This is a genomic window from Nonomuraea endophytica (genome assembly GCF_014203235.1).
Lineage (GTDB): Bacteria > Actinomycetota > Actinomycetes > Streptosporangiales > Streptosporangiaceae > Nonomuraea > Nonomuraea endophytica.
Genome location: NZ_JACHIN010000001.1, coordinates 570,704 through 592,074, shown reverse-complemented (window position 1 = coordinate 592,074; position 21,371 = coordinate 570,704). Strand labels below are relative to the sequence as shown.

26 protein-coding genes are annotated in these 21,371 nt (G+C 70.4%); 17 read left to right on the top strand and 9 right to left on the bottom strand.

The genetic code is table 11. The features are described from left to right. Positions 1–25: 25 nt before the first annotated feature. Positions 26–841, bottom strand: coding sequence for a hypothetical protein (locus HNR40_RS02645; RefSeq protein WP_184958049.1), 816 nt, complete (start codon positions 839–841; stop codon positions 26–28). 17 nt (positions 842–858) lie between these two features. After that, on the bottom strand, positions 859–1,599 hold the full coding sequence (locus HNR40_RS02640) for a CAP domain-containing protein (protein WP_184958048.1): 741 nt from the start codon (positions 1,597–1,599) through the stop codon (positions 859–861). A 311-nt stretch (positions 1,600–1,910) separates the two neighbouring features. Here HNR40_RS02640 and rplM point away from each other — a divergent pair, with 311 nt between their 5' ends. Genes rplM through glmM form a run of 3 tightly spaced genes read left to right on the top strand, consistent with a single transcriptional unit; the run spans position 1,911 to position 4,255 of the window. Beyond that, positions 1,911–2,354 (top strand): 50S ribosomal protein L13, encoded by a 444-nt coding sequence (rplM, locus tag HNR40_RS02635; protein WP_184958047.1) that lies wholly within the window; start codon positions 1,911–1,913, stop codon positions 2,352–2,354. Between the two features lie 26 nt (positions 2,355–2,380). Next, positions 2,381–2,905 carry a 30S ribosomal protein S9 gene (rpsI, locus tag HNR40_RS02630; protein ID WP_184958046.1) on the top strand — a complete coding sequence of 175 codons (525 nt, stop codon included), beginning with the start codon at positions 2,381–2,383 and terminating at the stop codon, positions 2,903–2,905. Then, entirely contained in the window at positions 2,906–4,255 is a 1,350-nt protein-coding gene (gene glmM / locus HNR40_RS02625) for a phosphoglucosamine mutase (protein WP_184958045.1), read from the top strand. Positions 4,256–4,262: 7 nt separating this feature from the next. Here the strand turns inward: glmM and HNR40_RS02620 are convergent, their stop codons facing one another. From HNR40_RS02620 to HNR40_RS02595, 6 genes are read right to left on the bottom strand one after another with little or no spacing between them, the layout of a single operon-like run. Continuing rightward, positions 4,263–4,433, bottom strand: coding sequence for a hypothetical protein (locus HNR40_RS02620; protein WP_184958044.1), 171 nt, complete (start codon positions 4,431–4,433; stop codon positions 4,263–4,265). Between the two features lie 13 nt (positions 4,434–4,446). Continuing rightward, on the bottom strand, positions 4,447–5,166 hold the full coding sequence (locus HNR40_RS02615) for an ABC transporter permease subunit (protein ID WP_184958043.1): 720 nt from the start codon (positions 5,164–5,166) through the stop codon (positions 4,447–4,449). Beyond that, positions 5,166–6,080: an ABC transporter ATP-binding protein gene (locus HNR40_RS02610; protein ID WP_184958042.1), complete on the bottom strand. Its 915-nt coding sequence runs from the start codon at positions 6,078–6,080 to the stop codon at positions 5,166–5,168. Before HNR40_RS02610 ends, HNR40_RS02615 begins: the two co-directional genes overlap by 1 nt. Beyond that, positions 6,077–6,934 carry an ABC transporter permease subunit gene (locus HNR40_RS02605; protein WP_184958041.1) on the bottom strand — a complete coding sequence of 286 codons (858 nt, stop codon included), beginning with the start codon at positions 6,932–6,934 and terminating at the stop codon, positions 6,077–6,079. Before HNR40_RS02605 ends, HNR40_RS02610 begins: the two co-directional genes overlap by 4 nt. Continuing rightward, on the bottom strand, positions 6,924–7,835 hold the full coding sequence (locus tag HNR40_RS02600) for an ABC transporter ATP-binding protein (protein WP_184958040.1): 912 nt from the start codon (positions 7,833–7,835) through the stop codon (positions 6,924–6,926). Before HNR40_RS02600 ends, HNR40_RS02605 begins: the two co-directional genes overlap by 11 nt. 40 nt (positions 7,836–7,875) lie before the next feature. After that, positions 7,876–8,802 (bottom strand): DUF389 domain-containing protein, encoded by a 927-nt coding sequence (locus HNR40_RS02595; protein WP_184958039.1) that lies wholly within the window; start codon positions 8,800–8,802, stop codon positions 7,876–7,878. Positions 8,803–8,864: 62 nt separating this feature from the next. Between HNR40_RS02595 and HNR40_RS02590 the strand changes: the two genes are divergently transcribed. After that, positions 8,865–9,011 carry a hypothetical protein gene (locus tag HNR40_RS02590; protein ID WP_184958038.1) on the top strand — a complete coding sequence of 49 codons (147 nt, stop codon included), beginning with the start codon at positions 8,865–8,867 and terminating at the stop codon, positions 9,009–9,011. Here the strand turns inward: HNR40_RS02590 and coaA are convergent. Beyond that, positions 8,983–9,885, bottom strand: coding sequence for a type I pantothenate kinase (gene coaA / locus HNR40_RS02585; protein ID WP_312896233.1), 903 nt, complete (start codon positions 9,883–9,885; stop codon positions 8,983–8,985). The genes HNR40_RS02590 and coaA overlap by 29 nt on opposite strands. Positions 9,886–10,097: 212 nt before the next feature. On the opposite strand from coaA, the gene HNR40_RS02580 reads away from it, so the two are divergent. The 13 genes from HNR40_RS02580 (at position 10,098) to tsaD (ending at position 21,250) form a co-directional block, all read left to right on the top strand. Then, positions 10,098–11,507 carry an alkaline phosphatase PhoX gene (locus tag HNR40_RS02580; RefSeq protein ID WP_184958036.1) on the top strand — a complete coding sequence of 470 codons (1,410 nt, stop codon included), beginning with the start codon at positions 10,098–10,100 and terminating at the stop codon, positions 11,505–11,507. Positions 11,508–11,593: 86 nt separating this feature from the next. Further along, the gene (locus HNR40_RS02575) at positions 11,594–12,319 is read left to right on the top strand and encodes a TetR/AcrR family transcriptional regulator (protein WP_184958035.1); all 726 of its coding nucleotides are present in this window, start codon (positions 11,594–11,596) and stop codon (positions 12,317–12,319) included. Between the two features lie 9 nt (positions 12,320–12,328). Further along, the gene (locus HNR40_RS02570) at positions 12,329–12,682 is read left to right on the top strand and encodes a holo-ACP synthase (RefSeq protein ID WP_184958034.1); all 354 of its coding nucleotides are present in this window, start codon (positions 12,329–12,331) and stop codon (positions 12,680–12,682) included. A 9-nt stretch (positions 12,683–12,691) separates the two neighbouring features. Continuing rightward, on the top strand, positions 12,692–14,131 hold the full coding sequence (locus HNR40_RS02565) for an NAD(P)H-hydrate dehydratase (RefSeq protein WP_184958033.1): 1,440 nt from the start codon (positions 12,692–12,694) through the stop codon (positions 14,129–14,131). A gap of 61 nt (positions 14,132–14,192) precedes the next feature. Next, positions 14,193–15,317 carry an alanine racemase gene (alr, locus tag HNR40_RS02560; RefSeq protein ID WP_184958032.1) on the top strand — a complete coding sequence of 375 codons (1,125 nt, stop codon included), beginning with the start codon at positions 14,193–14,195 and terminating at the stop codon, positions 15,315–15,317. After that, positions 15,314–16,357 carry an alpha/beta fold hydrolase gene (locus HNR40_RS02555; protein WP_184958031.1) on the top strand — a complete coding sequence of 348 codons (1,044 nt, stop codon included), beginning with the start codon at positions 15,314–15,316 and terminating at the stop codon, positions 16,355–16,357. The genes alr and HNR40_RS02555 overlap by 4 nt, the downstream gene beginning before the upstream one ends. Then, positions 16,357–16,818: a tRNA (adenosine(37)-N6)-threonylcarbamoyltransferase complex ATPase subunit type 1 TsaE gene (gene tsaE, locus HNR40_RS02550; RefSeq protein ID WP_312896158.1), complete on the top strand. Its 462-nt coding sequence runs from the start codon at positions 16,357–16,359 to the stop codon at positions 16,816–16,818. The genes HNR40_RS02555 and tsaE overlap by 1 nt, the downstream gene beginning before the upstream one ends. Before the next feature lie 207 nt (positions 16,819–17,025). Next, positions 17,026–17,652, top strand: coding sequence for a hypothetical protein (locus HNR40_RS02545; protein WP_184958030.1), 627 nt, complete (start codon positions 17,026–17,028; stop codon positions 17,650–17,652). A gap of 2 nt (positions 17,653–17,654) precedes the next feature. Beyond that, the gene (locus tag HNR40_RS02540) at positions 17,655–18,182 is read left to right on the top strand and encodes a class F sortase (protein WP_184958029.1); all 528 of its coding nucleotides are present in this window, start codon (positions 17,655–17,657) and stop codon (positions 18,180–18,182) included. 43 nt (positions 18,183–18,225) lie between these two features. Next, complete coding sequence (locus tag HNR40_RS02535; protein WP_221339893.1) at positions 18,226–19,089, top strand: phosphotransferase family protein; 864 nt, start codon at positions 18,226–18,228, stop codon at positions 19,087–19,089. Positions 19,090–19,114: 25 nt separating this feature from the next. Further along, positions 19,115–19,786, top strand: coding sequence for a tRNA (adenosine(37)-N6)-threonylcarbamoyltransferase complex dimerization subunit type 1 TsaB (tsaB, locus tag HNR40_RS02530; protein ID WP_184958027.1), 672 nt, complete (start codon positions 19,115–19,117; stop codon positions 19,784–19,786). Between the two features lie 11 nt (positions 19,787–19,797). Next, positions 19,798–20,232, top strand: coding sequence for a ribosomal protein S18-alanine N-acetyltransferase (gene rimI / locus HNR40_RS02525; RefSeq protein WP_184959384.1), 435 nt, complete (start codon positions 19,798–19,800; stop codon positions 20,230–20,232). After that, complete coding sequence (gene tsaD, locus HNR40_RS02520) at positions 20,225–21,250, top strand: tRNA (adenosine(37)-N6)-threonylcarbamoyltransferase complex transferase subunit TsaD (protein WP_184958026.1); 1,026 nt, start codon at positions 20,225–20,227, stop codon at positions 21,248–21,250. Before rimI ends, tsaD begins: the two co-directional genes overlap by 8 nt. Positions 21,251–21,371: the final 121 nt, after the last annotated feature.

The following is a 21,371-nucleotide window of genomic DNA, read 5'->3' as shown; positions in this document are numbered from 1 at the left end:
CCGATAAAAGCGTGCAGTGGGGGATTCAGTTCGCGGGGTATCCGCTGAGGGAGCGGGCGTCCAGGGCCTTGAAGGCGGTCGCCTTCGCGATGTCGTCGGCCACCTGGGCGAGAGTCTTGGAGGTCTTCTTGGTCGGTTCCGAGCCGTCCTTGTTCTGGAACCAGACCATGATCGCGTAGTGGCCGTGGGTCCAGATCTCGGCGGCGCCGGAGCCCGATCCGATGTACTTGGTGACCGCGTCCTTGCCGGGCAGCGCCTTCACGTACACCGAGCGCTTGTCCTTGCCGCCCGCGGCGGCGACCTTCTTGGCGGAGGCGGTGTTGTTGAGGTTCGCGACGCCGATGGTGCCGATGACCTTGCCGGCCTTGTCGCGGAAGCTGGCGCGGACCACCTGGGTGCACTTGCCGGACTTCAGGGCCTTGGCCAGCTTCTCGCCGTTGGCGGCGTCGCCGCACTTCTTGTCGGTCTTGGTGATGGTCATCTCGTAGGAGCGTCCCTCCACCGTGAACTTCTTCTGGGCGAAGAGCTCCTTGACCGTCAGCGGCTCCGGATCGTTCTTACGGTCGCCGGCGAAGCCGAACTCGCCGGGCGGCGCCGACGGCAGCGGCGCGGAGGTACGGCGCGCCGTCTCGGCCTGGCCGGGAGTCTTGGTGTTCCACATGATGACGAGGCCGCCGGCGAGCAGCCCGAGCACGGCCAGTCCGCCCAGTGCGAACCACAGCGGCCCCCGGGAGCGCGGTCCCTCGTCGTAGGGGCTCCACATGGTGCTCTGCCGTGTGGTCTCGGTCGCGGCCGAGGCCTCGTCTTCGCCGCCGGTCGATCGCTTCTTGGGGAAACCCATGCCGGGAGATTACCGCGTCAGCGGTAGCCGAAGTCCTGGGTCCACCACAGGCCGGTCGGCCCGTTGGCGACTCCGACGCCGATGGCGACGATGTCGCAGTTGAGGATGTTGCCCCGGTGGGAGCGGTTGGTCAGCCATCCGCTGACCGCCTCGTCGGGGGTGGTGTAGCCGCTGCCGATGTTCTCGGCGGCGCCCTGGCGGTAGCCCGCGCGCTCCATCCGCTCCCACGGCGAGGAACCGTCGGGCGAGACGTGGTCGAGCTTGCCCTCGGTGGCCATCTCCTTGGAGTGGGCGCGGGCCGACCGGGTCAGGCGGGTGTCGACGCGCAGCGGCCGGCAGCCCTTCTTGACCCTGGCGCTGTTGGTGAGGACGACCACGCGGCGGGCGAACTCGGGCTCCAGCCGTACCACGGGATCGCCGAGGATCTGCGTGGGGTGGTCCTGCGGGAAGAAGCCGGAGATCTCGCTCGACGGCGAGGGCAGCGGCTTGGCGGTCGCGCGGCCGTGCGGCTGCGAGGGGGTGGTCTCGCGCGGGATCGGGGCCGCGAACTGCTGCTTCTTCGGCGTCGGTACGGCTGTCGCCGCCGCGGGCGGCACGCTGTCGTTGAGGTAGAGCTGCTCGGCCGGCGGCGCGGCGTCGGTCAGGCGGCCGATCAGCACGCCGGCGAAGACCGCGGCAGAGAGGCACGCCAGCACCCCCAGATGGTTCCGGCGCCGGAAAGTCCGCTGGGTCAGCCGGGTGTGAATGCTCTGCCACATGCCGGAGCCAACGATAGGGATGAGCGGTGGTGGTAAAGAAGGGATTGCCGGGAAACGAAATAGAACCGTTCTGTGTCGGGTAGACTCGGCGCTGGTTACCGGTAGCTCTTGGAGTGAGGTAGCCTAGTCAATCGTTGTGTGCATAGGTCCAGAGCGACCGATGCGCGGCGCGTCCGGCGTCATCTCCCATGAAGCCTGTTGAGGCAGGGAGACGGAAGGTCCGGGCTGTCGTGCGCCCGCACCGACCGACAAAGGCGCTGACCGATTCCGGCAGCGGTAAGAAGACGCCGAGCAAGATAAGGCTAACGACCGTGCGCACGTACTCACCGAAGCCCGCTGACGTCGAACGTCAGTGGTACGTCATCGACGCGACCGATGTCGTGCTGGGCCGGCTGGCCAGCCACGTCGCGACCCTGCTCCGCGGCAAGCACAAGCCGATCTTCGCCAACCACGTCGACACCGGTGACTTCGTCATCGTCATCAACGCGGAGAAGATCGCGCTGAGCGGTAACAAGCTTGAGCAGAAGAAGGCTTACCGCCACTCGGGCTACCCGGGCGGTCTGCGTTCCGTGACCTACGGCGAGCTCATGGAGAAGCGCCCCGACAGGGCGGTCGAGAAGGCCGTCAAGGGCATGCTCCCCAAGAACTCCCTCGGCCGGAAGATGGCGAAGAAGCTCAAGGTCTACGCGGGTTCCGAGCACCCGCACCAGGCCCAGCAGCCCGTGCCGTTCGAGATCACCCAGATCGCCCAGTAGTAGTTCGAAAGATTTAGAGGAGAACCGTGGCTGAGCCCACCGGTGTCGAGACGGCCGTCGTCGAGGCCGAGCAGGAGGACTTCTCCACCGAGGAGTTCCCGTCCGAGTACACCACCGAATCCGCCGCCAGCGCCGACGCCCCCGTGCGTAAGCCCGTCACCACGGGCAACTCGTACGGCACCGGCCGCCGCAAGGAGGCGATCGCCCGCGTGCGCATCGTCCCCGGCACCGGCAAGTGGACGATCAACGGTCGTTCGCTGGATGCCTACTTCCCGAACAAGGTCCACCAGCAGATCGTCAACGAGCCCTTCGTGGTGCTCGGTGCCGAGGAGGCCTTCGACGTCATCGCCCGCATCGACGGTGGCGGCGTGACCGGCCAGGCCGGTGCTCTGCGCATGGGCCTGTCCCGCGCGCTGAACGCCCTGGACCCGGAGAACAACCGCCCGCCGCTGAAGAAGGCCGGCTTCCTCACCCGTGACGCGCGCGCCACGGAACGGAAGAAGTACGGCCTCAAGAAGGCCCGCAAGGCTCCGCAGTACAGCAAGCGCTAAGTGGGGCGCCTTTTCGGCACCGACGGGGTGCGTGGGGTCGCGGGTCGCGACCTCACGGCCGAGCTCGCCATGGACCTTTCGGTCGCGGCGGCTCACGTCCTCGGCGATGCGGGCGCGTTCGCCGCGACCGGCCACAAGAGGCCTGTCGCGGTCGTAGGCCGGGACCCCCGGGCTTCAGGTGAATTCCTGGAGGCCGCGGTGGTCGCCGGCCTCGCGTCGTCCGGAGTGGATGTGCTGCGCCTCGGCGTGCTGCCCACCCCGGCCGTCGCCCACCTCACGGCCGCGCTCGGCGCCGACATCGGCGTGATGTTGTCGGCCTCGCACAACCCGGCGCCGGACAACGGCATCAAGTTCCTGGCCAGGGGCGGCTTCAAGCTGTCCGACGCGGTCGAGGACGAGATCCAGCGGCGGCTCGGTGAGGCGTGGAACCGGCCCGTCGGCTCGGCCGTAGGCCGGGTCAGAGACGCCTACGGCGAGGCGGACCGCTACATCTCGCACCTGCTGACCACCGTCCAGGGCAGCCTTGACGGGCTGAACGTGGTGGTCGACTGCGCGCACGGCGCGGCGCACATGGTGGCGCCGGAAGCGCTGGTACGCGCGGGCGCCCGGGTGGAGGCGATCGGCGCCAGGCCCGACGGGCTCAACATCAACAACGGCTACGGCTCGACCCACCTGGACAAGCTCCAGCAGGTGGTCATCTCGCGCGGCGCCGACCTCGGGGTCGCCTACGACGGCGACGCCGACCGCTGCCTAGCGGTCGACCACACGGGTGCGATCGTCGACGGCGACCGCATCATGGCGGTGCTGGCCAGGGCGATGCACGACGAGGGCACGCTGGCCAACGACACCGTGGTGGCGACCGTGATGTCGAACCTCGGCTTCAAGCTGGCCATGCGCGAGGCCGGGATCAACGTGATCGAGACCGCGGTGGGCGACCGCTACGTTCTCGAGCGCATGAAGGCCAACGGCTACAACCTCGGCGGTGAGCAGTCGGGCCACGTCATCATGCTCGACCACGCCACCACCGGTGACGGCCTGCTGACCTCGCTCCACCTGCTGTCGGTGGTCGCGCGGACCGGCAAGACGCTGCGTGAGCTGTCCTCGGCGATGACGGCGCTGCCGCAGATCCTCATCAACGTCAAGGACGTCGACAAGGGCAAGGCGTCGGTGCCCGAACTGGTCGCCGCCGTGGCCGCGGCAGAGGCCGAACTGGGCGAGACCGGCCGGGTGCTCATCCGGCCGAGCGGCACCGAGCCGATGATCCGGGTCATGGTCGAGGCCTCGTCGGAGGACCAGGCCTCGCAGGTCGCGGGCCGCCTGGCCGACGTGGTCCGCACGTCCTGCTCGTAGAGGTTTTTCAAAGGGGTACGGCGGGCGCCGTGCCCCTTTCCTCATTCCACCCGCCCATCGGGATAGACCCGCACCTGGGCCCGCCCGGGTGGCTCTTGCGCCACTGGTAGAAGCCGAGGCCGGCGGTCAGTAGACCGCCGGCCAGGCCGATCAACGCGACGATGATCTCCGTCCCCACGCAGGGGAGTGTCTCACTCGTCTCCGGTGAGGGAGAAGGCGCGCAGCCGCAGCCCCGCCCAGACGACGGCGCCGACCGTGACGATCACGATGGCCGGTATGGCCCAGCCGATCGTCACCGCGGTCTGGTCGATGAACGCCGAGGTGGAGATCTGGTCGGCGATCGCCTGGGCCCACTGCTGGATGGAGAAGTTCTGGGCGCCCTTGACGAAGCTGCCGACCATGCCTTCCCAGATCAGCGCGTAGATGACGCCGATCGTGACCGCGTGGCGGGTGAGGACGCCGAGCAGCAGGAACAGGGCCGCGTACGCGATGCCGCCGAGCAGGGAGCCCAGGGCGAACCCGAAGGCGATGCCGTCCTCGTTGCGCACCAGCAGCCAGGCGGCGAAGTAGGTGGGGACGGCGGCGAAGACGGCCAGCATGGAGGCGGCGACCAGGAACTTCGTCTGGGCGATCACCGGCCGGGAGATCGGCTTGGACATCAGGTGGATGATGGTGCCGTCGTCGATCTCGGGTGCGATGACGCCGGTGCCGGCGATCAGGCCGAGCAGCGGCAGCATGGTGGCGATCGCGAAGTTCTGCATGAGCAGGATGGCCGAGCGCTGGTCGGCGCCGCCGGTCAGGCGCAGCAGGACGGCCAGGCCGATGAGCGCGAGCGGCAGCAGGAGCAGCAGCAGGATGCGCCGCCTGCCGAGCAGCGCGCGGTAGGTGATCCCGGCAACCACGGTGTTCATCAGGTGCTCCGGTTGATCAGGTAGGAGAAGACGCTCTCCAGGTCCTCGTCGACGGGGGAGACCTGGTGCAGGTTGATGCCCTCGGCGCGGGCGACGCGCGGCAGGAGCCAGGCGAAGCGGCGGAATTCCACCGCCTGCACCTCCAGGCCGTCGGGGCCGAGCGTGACGCCTCCGGAGGAGGCGTCCACGATGAGCGCGGCGGCCAGCTTCCTGTCGTCGCTGGACTTGATGCGGAACAGGTGCGGGCGGTCGGTCATCAGGCGGCGGATCTGCCGGAAGTCGCCGGAGGCGGCGTGGCGCCCGGCGACGAGCACCTCGATGTGCTGGGCGACCCGCTCGACCTCTTCGAGGATGTGCGAGCTGAACAGGATGGTCTTGCCTGCGGTGCCCATGGCCCGGATGAGGTCCATCAGGTGCATGCGCTGGCGCGGGTCCATGCCGTTGAACGGCTCGTCGAGCAGCAGCACCTCGGGGTCGTGCACGAGGGCGGCGGCGACCTTGACGCGCTGGCGCATGCCCTTGGAGTACGTCTCGACGCGGCGGTCCTTGGGCCCTTCCATCTCGACCGTGGCCAGCGCCTTCTGGGCGGCGCTGATGGGGTCGGACAGGCCGTGGAGCTTGGCGGCCGACAGCACGAACTGCCAGCCGGTGAGGAAGCCGTAGACGCCTTCGCGCTCGGGCACGAGGCCGATGTTGCGGTAGATGCGATGGTTCTTCCACACCTTGGTGCCGTCGAGCGTGACGCTGCCTCCGGACGGGCCCAGGAACCCGGCCATCATGTGCAGGAGCGTCGACTTGCCCGCGCCGTTGGGCCCGAGCAGGCCGGTCACGCCGGGCCCGATCGTCATGGTGACGTCGTTGACGGCCACCACGTTGCCGTACCAGCGCGAGACCTGGGAGAGCTCGAGTTTCATTGGGCCGCCGCCTTCCGGTAGCGCAGGGCCAGCACGCCGATGGCGAAGGCGATCAGCGCGAGTGTGATCAGCGCGGGGGCCGGGCCGGGCGGGTATCCGCCCTCGGAGTTGGGCGTGCTGCCGAACAGCCACACCTGGACCGCGTCCAGCAGCCAGAACGGGTTGAGCAGCCATGCCCACCGGGCCGCGGCGTCCTCGTTCAGCGAGAGCAGCGTTCCGTAGATGACCGGTACGGCGGCCAGCGACAGCAGGTAGACGGCGATGACCGAGGCCACGCCGAGCCCGCGCCGGGGCGTGAGCGAGGCCAGCGCCAGACCGAAAGCGGTCAGCAGCACCGACAGCAGCAGCGCCACGGTCAGCGCGCCCAGGTATTCCTTGGTCTGCGGCGGCCCCGGCAGGTCGATGAGCAGTTCGCCGACGTAGATGAGCGTGAGCGGCAGCGCCACCAGCATGAACAGCGCGGCCGTCATCGCGATGACCTTGGCGCTGACGTACTGCACGACCGCGACCGGCCGCGAGAGGTAGAGCGGCAGCACGCGGTAGCGCAGGTCGGGGGCGACCACGGTGGGCGCCTGCGCGGCCAGGAAGATGGCGATCACCGGCTGCATGATCACCGCGAACGCGCTGTAGGCCATGCCGCGCTGCTGGAGCAGGGCCATCATGGCGATGCTCACGACCGCGGGCAGCAGCATGATGATGGCGAGCAGGAACGGCATGATCTTGCTGCGGGCCGTACGGCCGAGGCCGAAGATGCCGCGCAGGCTGTGCAGCGTCAGCGCCCGCGTCGCGTAGCCGGGGCCCAGTCGCGGCCCGTCGTAGTGGCGGTAGCCGATGTCATAGATCTCAGACGACATCCGCGGCCTCCTCCCTGAAGACGTCCTCGATGCGGTGGCGGCCCTGCTCCATCCGGATGAGGCACAGGTCGAGGTCGACCACGGCGTCGCGGATGGCGTCGAAGGTCTCCGGTCCGCTCACCTTGACCAGCAGCAGGCGGCCGTGCTGGGTGACCTGCTGGCCGTGCTCCGCCAGCCGTTCGGCCAGGGGCTGCACGCCCTCCTCGACCTCGACGGTGAGGCTCTGCGTGGCCTGGGTGAACTCGGTGATGGCTGAGGAGCGCAGCAGGCGGCCGGCGTCGATGACGATCACGTGGTCGCAGATGCGCTCCAGCTCGCCCAGCAGGTGGCTGGTGACCAGGACGCTGATCCCGAACTCGGTGCCGATGCGGCGGATCAGCGCGAGCATCTCGTCGCGCCCGCGCGGGTCGAGGCCGTTGGTGGGCTCGTCCAGGAAGATCATCTTAGGATCGTGTACGAGCGCCTGCGCCAGCTTGACCCGCTGCTTCATGCCGGTGGAATAGCCGCCCATGGCGCGGTAGCGCTCTTCGGCCAGCCCCACGTGGCGCAGGACGTCGGCGGCGCGCTCGCGGGCGGCGGTGCGCGGCAGCCCGGACATCTGGGCGAGGTGGACGACGAACTCGGTGGCCGACACGTCGGGCGGCAGGCAGTCGTGCTCGGGCATGTAGCCGACGATGCGGCGGATCTGGGTGCCCTGCGTGGTCACGTCGAGATCGAGCACCTTGGCGCCGCCCGCGGAAGGCGGCAGCAGGCCCAGGAGGATCTTGATCAGTGTCGACTTGCCCGCGCCGTTGGCGCCGACCAGGCCGGTGACGCCGGTTCCGACGTCCACCGTGAGCCGGTCGAGCGCGGTGACGGTCGGGAAGCGTTTGGTCAGCCCCTCGGTAGCGAGGATGTGCATGATCCGGACACTACCCTCCGTGGCCATGCCCTGGCCTCCTTCAATCGGAGGAGTGGCGTCCTACTTGAGGCCAGACTCTGCGCTGGATCAGGAGGGTGACGGTGCCGGCCAGGACCATGCCGAAGATGTTGACCGCGAGCTGCCAGACCGGACCGGCCACCTCCGCCCAGTCACCCACCGCGAGCGCCACGGCGAGGTATCCGGCGGCGGGCACGGTGGTGACCGAGATGAAGACGCCGATCAGCGCCGAGGACTTGCCCGAGGTGATCGACAGCACACCGGCGACGCCGGCCAGCAGCGCGACGATGAACGACCAGCGGTCCGGCTTCACGATGAACTTCACCTCGTCGTTGATGTCGAGGTTCGTGATGTCGATCCAGCCGAGCCAGTGGGAGACCAGCGCGCAGGCGAAGGTGATCGCGATCGCGACGGTGAAGCCGATGAACAACGTCCGCAGCGCCTCGATCACCAGGTGCCACCGGCGCAGCAGGAGCCCGAAGCAGATCGCCGCGACCGCGCCGAACTCGGGCCCGAGCACCATCGCGCCGACGATGAGGATGGGCGAGTTCTGCAGCGCGCCGATGCCGGCCAGCTGCGTGGCGATGGCCAGGAACGCCAGGTACGCCCACGTGATCCGGGAGTCGTTGTGCACCCGCTGGGACAGTTCCTCCCAGACCACGGCGTCGTCGGGGTCGCCCGGCGCCTCCTCGACCGCCTCCTCGGCGACCCTGGACAGGGACAGGTCGATGTGCTCGATCGCGATCGATCCTTCGTCCTCCAGCCACTTGAGCCTGGACAGGGCCTCGTTGGCCGACTCCCGCGCGGTGTCGCAGAAGATGAGGTCGCCGGCGGGCTCGCGGGCGGCGCCGGGCAGCACCACGATGTTGGTGACGCCCAGGCACTCCTCCAGCACGCTCAGCGCTTCGTCCGTACGGCTGGGCGGGCAGATCAATCGAAGATGTAGCACGGGGCCATTGTCGTAGATTCGACGTTGACGTTCTGTTGAACGGGTCCCTCCAGGCTGTGCCCATGTCAATTCGCATCTGCCACGTCGACGGCGAGGACTGCTGGTTCGCCGACATCGACGACCAGGGCTGCCAGGGTCGCTTCGCCGTCTACGTGATGGGGGAGAGCGGGGGCGACGACTTCACGTACGGCGCAGCCGTATCCGCCTGATCGAGTGGTCGGCGCCCTTCTGCAGGACCAGGTCGGCGCGGCCGCGGGTGGGGGCGATGTTCTCCACCAGGTTCCGCTCGTTGATGTCGCGCCAGACGTTGACGGCGAAGTCGGTGGCCTCTTCGTAGGAGAGTTCGGCGATGTACTTGAAGTAGGACTTGGGGTCTTCGAAGGCGGTTCTGCGCAGCTTGTGGAAACGGTCGACGTACCAGGTCCTGATGTCCTCGACCTTCGCGTCCACGTAGATGGAGTAGTCGAAGTAGTCGTTGACGGCCAGTGAGGTCGGGGGAGCCGGCTGCAGGACGTTGAGCCCCTCGATGATCAAGATGTCGGGGTCTTTCACGATCTGGTGGGCCCCGGGGACGATGTCGTATTCCAGGTGGCTGTAGACCGGGGCGCGTACCTCGCCCATGCCCGCCTTCACCTCGGCCACGAACCGCACCAGCGCCCGCCGGTCGTAGCTTTCCGGGAAGCCCTTGCGGTGCATGATGCCCTTGGCTTCGAGAACCTTGTTGGGGTAGAGGAAACTGTCGGTGGTCAGCAGCCCGACCTTGGGGTGCTCCGGCCAGCGGGCCAGCAGCGTGTGCAGCAGCCGCGCCGTCGTCGACTTGCCGACCGCGACGCTTCCGGCGATCCCCAGCACGTACGGCACGCGCGGCCCCGGCTTGCCGAGGAAGGCGCTCAGCACGTTGCTGCGCTGCTTGGACCCGGTGTAGTGCAGGTTGAGCAGCCGGGTGAGTGGGAGGTAGATGTCGGTGACCTCGGCGAGATCGATGGGATCATCGACGCCGCGAAGGGCTTCCAGCTCGTCTGCGGTGAGAGTCAAGGGCGTGTTCTTGCGGAGATCGCTCCACTGCTCCCTGCTCAGTTCCACGTAGCCGTTGTTCACGTTGGCAGCGTAGCGACGGCGTACAAACCGGGTCTCCAGGGGTGCCCCGCGAACCTCTCCACAGCCTGTGGATAAAACACGGGGATTACCGGAGCTTGGTACGGGGAATGATGTACCCCCTTGGCGAGGTCTGACATAGGCCACGATCTTCCGCGCACCTTAACATCCGGTGAACAACGTCACGGAAGGTCTGCACTATGGATCGACGTCGCTTTCTCACTGGAGCCGGGGCCGTCGCGGCGGGTGTCGCCGGACCGTTCGCCGGGGTCGCCGAGGCCGGCGCCCGGGGCGGCGTACGGCCGGTGCCCGGCTACGGCCCGCTCAGGCCGGTGCCCGACGCCCGGGACGGCCTCGTCAGGCTTTTCCTGCCGGACGGCTTCCGCTACCGCTCGTTCAACGCGGCGGGCGAGACCTTCCCCGACGGCAGCAGGGTGCCGGGCAGGCACGACGGCATGGCCGCCTTCCGCGGCCCGCGCGGCAGCACGATCCTGGTCCGCAACCACGAGGTCAACGGGCCGGTCGGCGCGTTCGGCGACCCGGCCAGGGCCTACGATCCGGCCGCCGGCGGCGGCACCGCGACCCTGCGGGTGACCCCGTACGGGGAGGTGCTGGCCGGCGGGCCCTCGCTCAACGGCACGATGATGAACTGCTCGGGCGGTCCGATGCCGTGGGGCGCCTGGGTGACCTGCGAGGAGACGGTCAACGGGCCGGACGTGGGCAACGACTTCTCCGGGGGTGACAACTCCAAGCTCACCCAGAAGCACGGCTACGTGTTCGAGGTGCCGATCACCGGTGTCGCGCGGCCGGTGCCGATCCGGTCGGCGGGGCGCTTCGCGCACGAGTCGGCGGCCTTCGACCCGGTCAGCGGGGCGTTGTACCTCACCGAGGACAACTTCGGCTTCCCGTCCGGCTTCTACCGTTACCTTCCGCCGAAGCATCCGCTCAGGGCCGGGCGCATCCTGGACGGCGGGCGGCTGGAGATGCTGGCCGTACGGGATGAGGACGGGAAGGATCTGTCGGCGGGACAGCCCGCCGGCGCCGTCTACCGGACCCGCTGGGTGGAGATCGCCGAGCCGGACCCGGAGTTCACCGGCACGCCGTCCAACGACACGGCGGTGCGGGCGGTGAGCCGGCAGGGGCTCGACCAGGGCGCGGCGATCTTCTCCCGCCTGGAGGGCGCCGTCCATCACCACGGCACCGTCTACTTCGTCTCCACCCAGGGCGGCGCCACCGGCGACACGCCGCCGTCCGGGTTCGGGAAGGGCCGAGGGCAGGTCTGGGCGTACGAGACGTGGAGCGGCCGGCTGAAGCTCGCCTACGAGTCGCCCGGCTCAACCGTCCTGGACCTGCCCGACAACGTCACCGCCAGCCCGCGCGGCACGCTGGTGCTGTGCGAGGACGGCGCAGGCGACAACTTCCTGCGCGGCCTGACCCGGCGCGGTGAGATCTTCGACTTCGCCCGGCTGGCGCCCGTGGCGGGCGATCCTGGGGCGGAGTTCGCGGGCTCGACCTTCGGCCCCGGCGGGCGGACCCTCTACGTCAACATCCAGTCGAACCAGGGCGTGTCGTTCGCCATCTGGGGACCCTGGCACCGGGGCGGCTTCTGACGTGAACGACGTGCGCGGGCATCCAGAACGTTCGCATCCCGCGTACGTCGTGCGCTATGCTGGTGGGCACGTGAGAGGAGTTTCACATGCCCGCCCAGAAGCAGCCCATCCCCTCGGTGTGGACGCGCCCGCGCCGCCAGCAGCAGCAACCCGCCCTCAGCCGTGAGCGCATCGTGGCGGAGGCCGTGAAGCTCCTCGATGAAGAGGGCATGGACAACCTCAGCATGCGCACGCTCGGCACCCGGCTCAACGCCGGCGCCACCTCTCTGTACCGCCACGTCGCCAACAAGGACGAGCTCATCGAGCTCGTCGTCGACGAGGTGTACGGCGAGCTGCGCGTGCCCGAGGCCGGCGGCGACTGGCGGGAGGCGGCGTTCGCGTGCGCCGACAGCCTGCGCTCGATGATCCTGCGCCACCCGTGGGTGGCCTCGGTCCTGGGCCAGGTCGGCCTGGCCGAGCTCGGCCCCAACCTGATGCGTCAGACCGACCGCATGCTGGCCATCTTCAACCAGGCCGGGTTCGAGCTCGACGAGGCCAGCCAGGCCATGAGCACGCTCATCTCCTACGTCATCGGGATGTCGACCTCCGAGGCGGCGCTGCTGTCGATGCTGGCCAGGCTCGGCCAGACCGAGGAGGAGCTGGAGGCCCAGATCCGCGCGGCGGCCGCGGAGACCAACCGGGAGCTGCCCCGGCTCCAGGCGCTGGACGAGCACATCCTGAAGGACGGCGGCGGCCCCGCGGCGATGCGCGACCGGGACTTCCGCTACGGCGTGGACCGCATCCTCGACGGCCTCGCGACCCGCCTGCCCTAGCCTGGAGACATGATCCTGGGCATCGGGGTGGACGTGGTGGACGTCAAGCGGTTCGCGGCGGCCTTGGAGCGCACCCCGGGGCTGCGCGGCAGGCTGTTCACCGAGGACGAGCAGAAGGGCCGGGCCGTCCACTCCCTGGCCGCCCGCTTCGCCGCCAAGGAGGCCGTCGCCAAGGCCCTCGGCGCGCCCGACGGCCTCGGCCACCTGGAGGCCGAGGTCGTCTGCGACGAGAACGGCCGGCCAGAGCTGCGCGTGCGCGGCAAGGCCGCCGAGGTCGCCTACGGCCTGGGCGTCAAACGCTGGCACCTCTCGCTCTCGCACGACGCCGGTGTGGCGATGGCCTATGTGATCGCGGAGGGATAGCTTCTGATCATGCTTACCGCCTACACCGCCGATCAGATCAGGGCCGCCGAGCAGGCGCTCATGGCGCGCCTGCCCGACGGGACGCTGATGGAGCGCGCCGCCGCCGGCCTGGCAGCCTGCTGCGCCGCCATGCTCGGGCGCGTCTACGGGGCGCGGGTAGTCCTGCTCGTCGGCAGCGGCGACAACGGCGGCGACGCCCTCTATGCCGGCGTACGGCTGGCGCGGCGCGGCGCCCAGGTCGAGGCGGTCCTGGCGGGCAGCAAGGTGCACGAGGCCGGGCTGGCGGCCCTGCGGCAGGCGGGCGGGCGGGTGCGCGGCATCGAGGCCGTGGACCGGGCGGACCTGGTCGTCGACGGGCTGGTCGGGATCGGGGTGACGGGGGCGCTGCGCGAGCCGTACGCGAAGGCCGTGGCGCGGGCGAACCAGGGGCCGGGGCTGGTGGTCGCCGTGGACGTGCCGTCCGGGGTGGACGCGAGCACGGGCCGGGTGCCTGGGGCCGCTATACAGGCGCACGTGACGGTCACGATGGGCGCCTGCAAGACCGGGTTGCTGATCGACCCCGGCGCCGGCTACACCGGGCGGCTGGAGCTGGTCGACATCGGGCTGGGCGCGTACCTGCCGGATCCGGACGTCGCGGCGCTCACCGACGGTGACGTCGCCGACCTGCTGCCGGAGCCGGGCGCGGAGTCCGACAAGTACCGCAGAGGCGTGGTGGGCGTGGCCGCGGGCAGCGAGGAATACACGGGCGCCGCCGTGCTGGCCGTCGGCGGGGCGCTGCACGCCGGGGCCGGGATGGTGCGCTACGTGGGCACCGCCGCGCCCGTGGCGCAGGTGCGCTCCCACTGGCCGGAGGCGGTCATCACCGAGCTGCGCGAGCCCTCGCTCGACGGCGTCGGCCGCGTGCAGGCGTGGGTGCTCGGCCCCGGGCTCGGCACCGGCGACTTCGCCCACGAGCTGGCCAGGAGGGTGCTGGCCAGCGACGTGCCCGTGCTGGTGGACGCCGACGCGCTCACGCTGGTCTCGCGCGACCCCACGCTGCTGCGCCGCAGCGCGCCCGTGCTGATCACGCCGCACGCCGGGGAACTGGCGCGGCTGATGCGGGTCCCGCGCGAGCGCGTCGAGGCGAGCAGGCTGGAGCACGCCCGCCGGGCGGCGGCCGACCTCGGCGTGACGGTGCTGCTCAAGGGCTCCACGACGCTGGTGGCCGAGCAGGACAGGCCGGTGCGGGTCAACCGCACGGGCACCCCGGCGCTGGCCACGGGCGGCACCGGCGACGTGCTGGCCGGGGTGGCGGGGGCGCTGCTGGCCCAGGGGCTGAGCTGTTATGACGCCGGGTCGTGCGGGGCGTACCTGCACGGGCTGGCCGGACGGCTGGCCGCCGACGGGGCGCCGCTGGTCACCGCGGACGTGGCCGCCGCGATCCCGGCGGCGATCAGGTCGCTCTCCTAGCTGCAAGCGGGCTGCGATCGAACCTCGCTCAAGCATCGAGTCCAGCTGACACACTGGAAAGATGACATCTCCTGCCGAGGCCCGCATCGATCTGTCCGCCATCAGGCACAACGTCGCCGTGCTCACCGAGCACGCCGACGGCGCCGCGTTGATGGGCGTGGTCAAGGCCGACGCCTACGGGCACGGGCTGGTGCGGGTGTCGCGGACCCTGCTCGACGCGGGGGTGGGCCGGTTGGGCACCGCCACGCTGAGCGAGGGGCTGGCGCTTCGGGCCGCCGGGATCACCGCTCCGGTCACGTCGTGGCTGCTGACGCGGGGCGGGCCGTACGAGGAGGCGCTGCGCGCGGACGTCGAGCTGTCGGCGGCGGAGACGGGGCTGCTGGGGGAGATGGCCGCCGCGGCGCGTGCCACCGGCATCACCGCGAAGGTGCACCTGGAGGCCGACACGGGCATGAGCAGGGGCGGTTCGCCGCTCGCCGCCTGGCCCGAGCTGCTGGCCGCCGCGGCGGCGCTGCGGGCCGAGGGCGCCGTCGAGGTCGTGGGCCTGTGGTCCCACTTCGCCTGCGCCGACATCCCCGGCCACCCCTCGATCGAGGCGCAGCTCGACGCCTTCGACCAGGCGCTCAAGATGGCCGACCAGGCGGGTCTCAGCGGCTCCCACGTGATCAGGCACATCGCCAACTCCGCCGCGCTGGTCGACGTGCCGCGCGCCCGCTTCGATCTGGTACGGCCGGGCATCGCCCTCTACGGCCTGAGCCCGATCCCCGAGCGGGGTGATTTCGGTCTGCGCCAGGCGATGACCCTGGTGGCCAGGCTCGCCCTGGCCAAGCGCATGCCGGAGAATTCCGGAGTGTCCTATGGGCACCTTTATGTCACAGATCGCGAGACAACGCTTGGCCTGGTTCCCCTCGGGTACGCCGACGGGATCCTCAGACACGCGACGGGGCGGGTCGAGGTGCTGGCGGGAGGCCGTCGCAGGGCGATCGCCGGCCGGGTGTGCATGGACCAGTTCATGATCGACGTCGATGACGACGTCATCGCCGCAGGGGACGAGGTCGTCCTGTTCGGACCTGGCAAGGACGGCGAGGCCACCTTGCAGGAATGGGCGGATAACCTCGGCACGATCACGCATGAGATCGTGACGAAGATCGGCGCACGCGTGCCGAGAGTTTATGAGGGGACATGACGACGACAACACGGCGGAAGGTTGGGATCGCCGGCGCGATCGTCGGCGCCGCTTCGGCGGGCGTCGCGGGGCTGGCCCTGGCCAAGCGCCTCGCGGTGGGCCGGATCAGGCTGCGCCCCGACTCCGAGGCCAGCGAGCCCTTCGGCGAGCTGCGCGGCCGAGAGCGCACCCACACCACCTCCGACGGCATCGACCTGCACGTGCAGATCGACGGCCCCGAGGACGCGCCGCTGACGATCGTGCTGTGCCACGGCTACTGCCTCAACCTGGAGTCCTGGCACTACCAGCGCCGCGACCTGCGTGAGGACTACCGCCTGGTGCTGTGGGACCAGCGCTCACACGGCCGCTCACAGCGCGCCGCCCCCGAGGACAGCACGATCGACCGGCTCGGCGACGACCTGGCCGAGGTGCTGGAGCGCTTCGTGCCCGGCCCGTGCGTGCTGGTCGGCCACTCGATGGGCGGCATGACCATCATGGCGCTGGCCGACCGCCACCCCGAGCTGTTCGGCGACAAGATCCGCGCCGTCTCGCTCATGGCCACCAGCGCGGGAAAGCTGGCCGAGCTGACGCTGGGCCTGCCCGCGATGGTCTCCAAGGCGGTCCACAAGATCGCACCGGGCACGATCTCCCTGCTCGGCAAGCGCGGCTCCTTCGTGGACAAGACCCGCCACGCCGGCAGCGACATCGCCTTCCTGATCACCCGCTTCGTCGGTTTCGGCGACTCCAAGAACGTCAGCCCGACCCTGGTCGACTTCGCCGAGTCGATGATCCGCGCCACCCCGACCGAGGTGTTCGCGAACTTCTACCCGGCGCTCATGGACCACGACAAGCTCTCGGCGCTGCACGTGCTCGACCCGGTGCCGACCGCGATCCTGGTGGGCGACAAGGACTGGCTCACCCCGCCCGAGCACGGCAGGGCGATGGCCGAGGCGCTGCCCAGGGCGAGCTTCACCGAGGTGGCCGACACCTCGCACCTCATCCAGCTGGAGCGCCCCGCCGTGATCAACGAGGCGCTGCGCGATCTGATCAAGGAGATCTAGTGGAAAGGCTCGCCACCGCCGAGGACATGCGCGCGTACGGCGCGCGGCTGGCCGCCCGGCTGCGCGCGGGAGACCTGCTGGTGCTGTCCGGCCCGCTGGGCGCCGGGAAGACCACGATGGTCCAGGGGATCGCCGAAGGCCTGAAGGTCCGCGGCCCGATCACCTCGCCCACGTTCGTCATCGCCCGCGTGCATCCGTCGCTGTGCGAGGGGCCGCCGCTCGTGCACGCGGACGCGTACCGGCTGGGCGGGGACCTTGAGGTTGACGACCTCGACCTGGACGCCTCGCTGGAGGAGTCGGTCACGGTCGTCGAGTGGGGCGAGGGCCTGGTGGAGGGCCTGTCGGAGGACCGGCTGGAGATCCACATCGACCGGGAGGGCGGCGACGACGTCCGCCTGGTCAGCCTGCGCGCAGTGGGCGAGCGCTGGGCCGACACGCCGTCTGATCGCGTAGAAGAGTAAAACGCTCCTCAGGCCCCGGCAACCCTGGCACCCTTGACGAGTATCGACATTGGCGTAAATCATGATCATTGGTCATGGATTTACCTAGATTTTCTGGGTATCAGGTGGGGCGGTATCCACAATTCTGGTGGATGCTAAGGGAAGTCGGCGGAGTGGGGTGCGGCCGTGCTCAGGGTCAGGCAAGTCGCGTGCGCAGGTGCCATCGTCATGATCGGCGTCGTCGGCTGCACAGCCGACGCCTCGACCGAACCCACAGGCTCGCCCACAGGGAGTCCCACCACGACCGCGACCACCTCCCCACAGGCCACCGCGAGCGCCACCCGGGCGCCCATCGACGTCCAGCTCAACCCCGACCGCGTCACCGCCGGCGAGACCTCCAAGGTCTGGATCCTGGCCAACTGCCCGGTGCCCACCGGTGGGCCCGCGCACGTCGGCACCGCCTCGTCCAACGCGTTCCTGTCCGGCGTCACGCTCAACCCGGTGCCGCCCGCCACCCCGTCGGCCAGCCCAGCCACCGCCACAGCGACCCCCGCGCCCGTCCCCTGGGTACGCGGGCAGGCGTCGGTCTCCGGCACCGTCAAACGCGGCAACTACACCGTCGACGTCAAGTGCGACGGCACCAGCCACACCGGCAAGGCCACGCTGCGCGTGGTCAGGGCCACCGATGACACGCCCACCGGCGTGCCCACCAAGGCGCCCAGGGCGGGCGGCGGCGGCACGTTCGGCCAGGACGCCGGTGACGACTCCTCGATGCCGATCGGCCCCGTCGGCGTGATCGTCGGACTGGCCCTGGCGGGCGGCGCCGTACTGATCCTCAAGCGCCGCCGGGCCTGAGCATGGCCCGTGCGGGACGGATCGTGCTGGCGGGCGCGATCACCGGCCTGGTGCTGGTGGCGTTCGGCAAGACCGTGGAGAAGAAGGCCGAGGCGGTGGTCCCGGAGAGCATCGGGATCCCGTCGATCGACGTGGACGCGCCGCTGATGAAGCTCGGGCTGACGAAGGACGGCGAGGTCGAGCTGCCGCCGTACGAGAAGCCCAAGCTGGCCGGGTGGTACGAGAAGAGCGCGGTCCCGGGGGAGAAGGGCGCCTCCGTCATCGTCGGCCACGTGGACACCAAGACCGCCCCGGCCGTCTTCTACAAGCTGCGGCACCTGCGTAAGGGCCAGATCGTCCGGGTGGAGCGCAGCGACGGCAAGACCGCTGAGTACAAGGTCGACTCGGTCGAGCAGGTGCACAAGAACGACTTCCCGGCCAAGCGCGTCTACGTCGACGACGGGCTCAAGCTGGTCACCTGCGGCGGAAAATTCGATTACGCCAAGGGCGAGTACGACGATAACGTCATCGTCTATGCCTCCCCCGCCTGATGCCTCCGGAGTAAGAGTTCCCTGGTCGGAGGTGGCGGCGCCGGTGCGCGCCCGGGTCGAGCACGTGCTCGGCGGGCGCGTGGCCGAGGCCGTCACCCAGACCGGCGGCTTCTCGCCCGCCACCGCCGCGCGGCTGCTGCTCGACACCGGCCGCCGCGCCTTCGTCAAGGCGGTCGGCCCCGGCGTCAACGACCGGGCCACCGCCCTCTACCGCGCCGAGGCCCGCGTGGCCGCCGCGCTGCCGCCCAGCGTGCCCGCGCCGCGCATGCTCACCTCCTTCGAGCAGGACGGCTGGGTGGTGCTGCTCTTCGAGGACATCGACGGCCGTACACCGGCGATGCCGTGGCGGCGCGACGAGCTCGACCGCGTCCTGGCCGCCGTCGGCGATCTGGCCGCCTCGCTCACCCCCGCGCCCATCGACGTGCCGCCCATCGCCGAGATCTTCGGGCCGATGTTCCACGGCTGGCGCCAGCTGCTCGGAGAGGACCACGACGGGCTCGACCCGTGGATCGTCCGCAACCTCGACGCCCTGGCCGAGCTGGAGCCCGGGTGGGAGGGCGCCGCCGCCGGCGACACGCTCGTCCACGCCGACCTGCGCGCCGACAACGTCCTGCTCACCGACGAACGCGTCTACGTCGTCGACTGGCCCTACGCCTGCCTGGGCGCCCCCTGGTTCGACCGGCTGGCCATGCTGCCGTCCGTCGCCATGCAGGGCGGCCCTCGTCCCGCCGAGCTGCTCACCGACCCCGACCCGGCCCTGACCTGCGTCATCGCCGCCCTGGCCGGCTTTTTCGTACGGCAGAGCCGCCAGCCGCCGCCCCCCGGCATCCCCACCGTCAGGGCTTTCCAGGCGGCGCAGGGCGAGGTCGCCGTCGACTGGCTTCGCCAGCGAACAGGATGGTCATGACGCGGGGCCGGTAGGCTCATTGTTCGTGCTGGTCCTGGCTTTCGATACCGCGACACCCGCCGTCACCGCCGCTCTCCACGACGGTGACCGCGTGCTCGCCGAGTCCACCACGGTCGACGCGCGCCGCCACGGCGAGCTCCTCGTGCCCACCATCGAGAAGGTGCTGGCAGAGGCTCGGGTGCGGCTGCGCGACGTGACCGCCATCGTCGCCGGCACCGGCCCCGGCCCCTACACCGGGCTGCGGGTCGGGCTGATGACCGCCCAAGGGCTCGGCACCGCGATCGGGCTGGCCGAGGTCTACGGCGTCTGCACGCTCGACGCCCTCGCCTACGGCACCCGCCGCGACGAGCCCTTCCTCGTGGTGACCGACGCGCGGCGCAAGGAACTGTTCTGGGCCCGCTACGACGACGCGCGCACCCGGGCCGAGGGGCCTTACGTGGACAAACCTGCCGACATTCCGCGAGGCGGGCTGCCGGTCGCCGGTGCCGACCTCTATCCGGAGGTGCTGGGGGCCGCGGTGGCGCCGCCGTACCCCTTGGCGGGGTTTCTGGCCGCGCTGGCGGCCGAGCGCATCGCGGCGGGGCAGCCGCTCGACGAGCCGCGCCCCATCTACCTGCGGCGGCCCGACGCGGTCGAGCCCAAGGCGCCCAAGAAGGTGACCGACAGGGAGCCCAGGCGGACCAGGGAGCGGGCGTGAGACTGCGGCAGATGACCGACGCGGACCTGCCCGCGGTCATGGCCATCGAACGCGCGACGTTCCCGCTGGACGCGTGGAGCGAGGGGATGATGCGCGGCGAGCTGGCCGACCAGCCGCGTACCCGGCACTACGTCGTCGCGATGCGCGACGACGGCGAGATCGTCGGCTACGCGGGGCTCGCCGCCGCCGGCGACCAGGCCGACGTGCAGACCATCGCGGTGCTGCAGGACCACCAGGGCCGCGGCATCGGCGGCGCGATGCTGACCGAACTGCTCGGCGAGGCACGCCGGCGCGGCGCCAGGGAGATCTTCCTGGAGGTCAGGGCCGACAACCCGCGGGCCAAGGCGGTCTACGAACGGTTCGGTTTCGAGGAGATCGGCCTGCGCCGGCGCTATTACGACGACGGCACCGACGCGGTCATGATGAGAAGGAAGCTGGATGGCTGACAAGGACGAACCCCTGGTCCTCGGCATCGAGACCTCGTGCGACGAGACCGGCGTCGGGATCGTACGCGGGCACACGCTGCTGGCCAACACGATCGCCTCCAGCATGCACGAGCACGCCAGGTTCGGCGGCGTGGTGCCGGAGGTGGCCTCGCGGGCGCACCTGGAGGCGATGACGCCGGTCGTGGAGGGCGCGCTGGCCGAGGCGGGCCTGACCTTCTCCGACATCGACGCGATCGCGGTCACCGCCGGACCCGGGCTGGCCGGGGCGCTGCTGGTGGGCGTGGCCGCCGCCAAGTCGTACTCGCTGGGCCTGGGCGTCCCCCTCTACGGCGTCAACCACCTGGCCGCCCACGTCGCCGTCGACCAGCTCGAACACGGGCCGCTGCCCAAACCCTGCATCGCCATGCTGGTGTCCGGCGGTCACTCGTCGCTTCTCCTGGTCCCCGACGTGGCCCAGGACGTGATCTCCCTCGGCTCCACCGTCGACGACGCCGCCGGCGAGGCCTTCGACAAGGTCGCGCGGGTCCTCGGCCTGCCCTTCCCCGGAGGCCCCTACATCGACCGCGCCGCCCGCGAAGGCTCCGCCACCGCGATCGGCTTCCCCCGCGGCAAGATGGACGACGGCACCCTCGACTTCTCCTTCTCCGGACTGAAGACCGCCGTGGCCCGCTGGGTCGAGGCCCAGGAGTCCGTCCACGTGCCCGACGTCGCCGCCTCCTTCCAGGAGGCCGTGGTGGACGTGCTGACCCGCAAGGCCCTTCAGGCGTGCAAGAAGTACGACGTGAAGGACCTGCTCATCGGCGGTGGCGTCGCGGCCAACTCACGGCTGCGCGCGCTGGCCCAGGAACGTTGCGACAAGGCCGGCGTACGGCTGCGCGTGCCCCGCCCCGGCCTCTGCACCGACAACGGCGCCATGGTCGCCGCACTGGGTTCGGACCTGGTGGCGGCCGGAATCACCCCGTCGGCGCTGGACATCCCGGCCGACTCGTCCATGCCCGTCACAACCGTCCACGTGTAAGCCCACGCCTGGAGGCCCATGACACAGGGACGCCACCGAGGCTGAGAGGGCATCGGTGGCGTGGGGGTAGATCTCGGAGCGCCGTGTAGGTGCACTGGTCCCTGGGGGTTTTCGGCGCCGC

Bases quoted from the DNA above. Each gene is read 5' to 3' on its own strand.
- HNR40_RS02645 (WP_184958049.1), bottom strand. From the start codon at position 841: ATGGGTTTCCCCAAGAAGCGATCGACCGGCGGCGAAGACGAGGCCTCG.
- HNR40_RS02640 (WP_184958048.1), bottom strand. From the start codon at position 1,599: ATGTGGCAGAGCATTCACACCCGGCTGACCCAGCGGACTTTCCGGCGC.
- HNR40_RS02615 (WP_184958043.1), bottom strand. From the start codon at position 5,166: ATGAACACCGTGGTTGCCGGGATCACCTACCGCGCGCTGCTCGGCAGG.
- HNR40_RS02610 (WP_184958042.1), bottom strand. From the start codon at position 6,080: ATGAAACTCGAGCTCTCCCAGGTCTCGCGCTGGTACGGCAACGTGGTG.
- HNR40_RS02605 (WP_184958041.1), bottom strand. From the start codon at position 6,934: ATGTCGTCTGAGATCTATGACATCGGCTACCGCCACTACGACGGGCCG.
- HNR40_RS02600 (WP_184958040.1), bottom strand. From the start codon at position 7,835: ATGCACATCCTCGCTACCGAGGGGCTGACCAAACGCTTCCCGACCGTC.
- HNR40_RS02590 (WP_184958038.1), top strand. From the start codon at position 8,865: ATGTCAATTCGCATCTGCCACGTCGACGGCGAGGACTGCTGGTTCGCC.
- HNR40_RS02580 (WP_184958036.1), top strand. From the start codon at position 10,098: ATGGATCGACGTCGCTTTCTCACTGGAGCCGGGGCCGTCGCGGCGGGT.
- HNR40_RS02575 (WP_184958035.1), top strand. From the start codon at position 11,594: ATGCCCGCCCAGAAGCAGCCCATCCCCTCGGTGTGGACGCGCCCGCGC.
- HNR40_RS02570 (WP_184958034.1), top strand. From the start codon at position 12,329: ATGATCCTGGGCATCGGGGTGGACGTGGTGGACGTCAAGCGGTTCGCG.
- HNR40_RS02565 (WP_184958033.1), top strand. From the start codon at position 12,692: ATGCTTACCGCCTACACCGCCGATCAGATCAGGGCCGCCGAGCAGGCG.
- alr (WP_184958032.1), top strand. From the start codon at position 14,193: ATGACATCTCCTGCCGAGGCCCGCATCGATCTGTCCGCCATCAGGCAC.
- HNR40_RS02555 (WP_184958031.1), top strand. From the start codon at position 15,314: ATGACGACGACAACACGGCGGAAGGTTGGGATCGCCGGCGCGATCGTC.
- HNR40_RS02545 (WP_184958030.1), top strand. From the start codon at position 17,026: ATGATCGGCGTCGTCGGCTGCACAGCCGACGCCTCGACCGAACCCACA.
- HNR40_RS02540 (WP_184958029.1), top strand. From the start codon at position 17,655: ATGGCCCGTGCGGGACGGATCGTGCTGGCGGGCGCGATCACCGGCCTG.
- rimI (WP_184959384.1), top strand. From the start codon at position 19,798: ATGACCGACGCGGACCTGCCCGCGGTCATGGCCATCGAACGCGCGACG.
- tsaD (WP_184958026.1), top strand. From the start codon at position 20,225: ATGGCTGACAAGGACGAACCCCTGGTCCTCGGCATCGAGACCTCGTGC.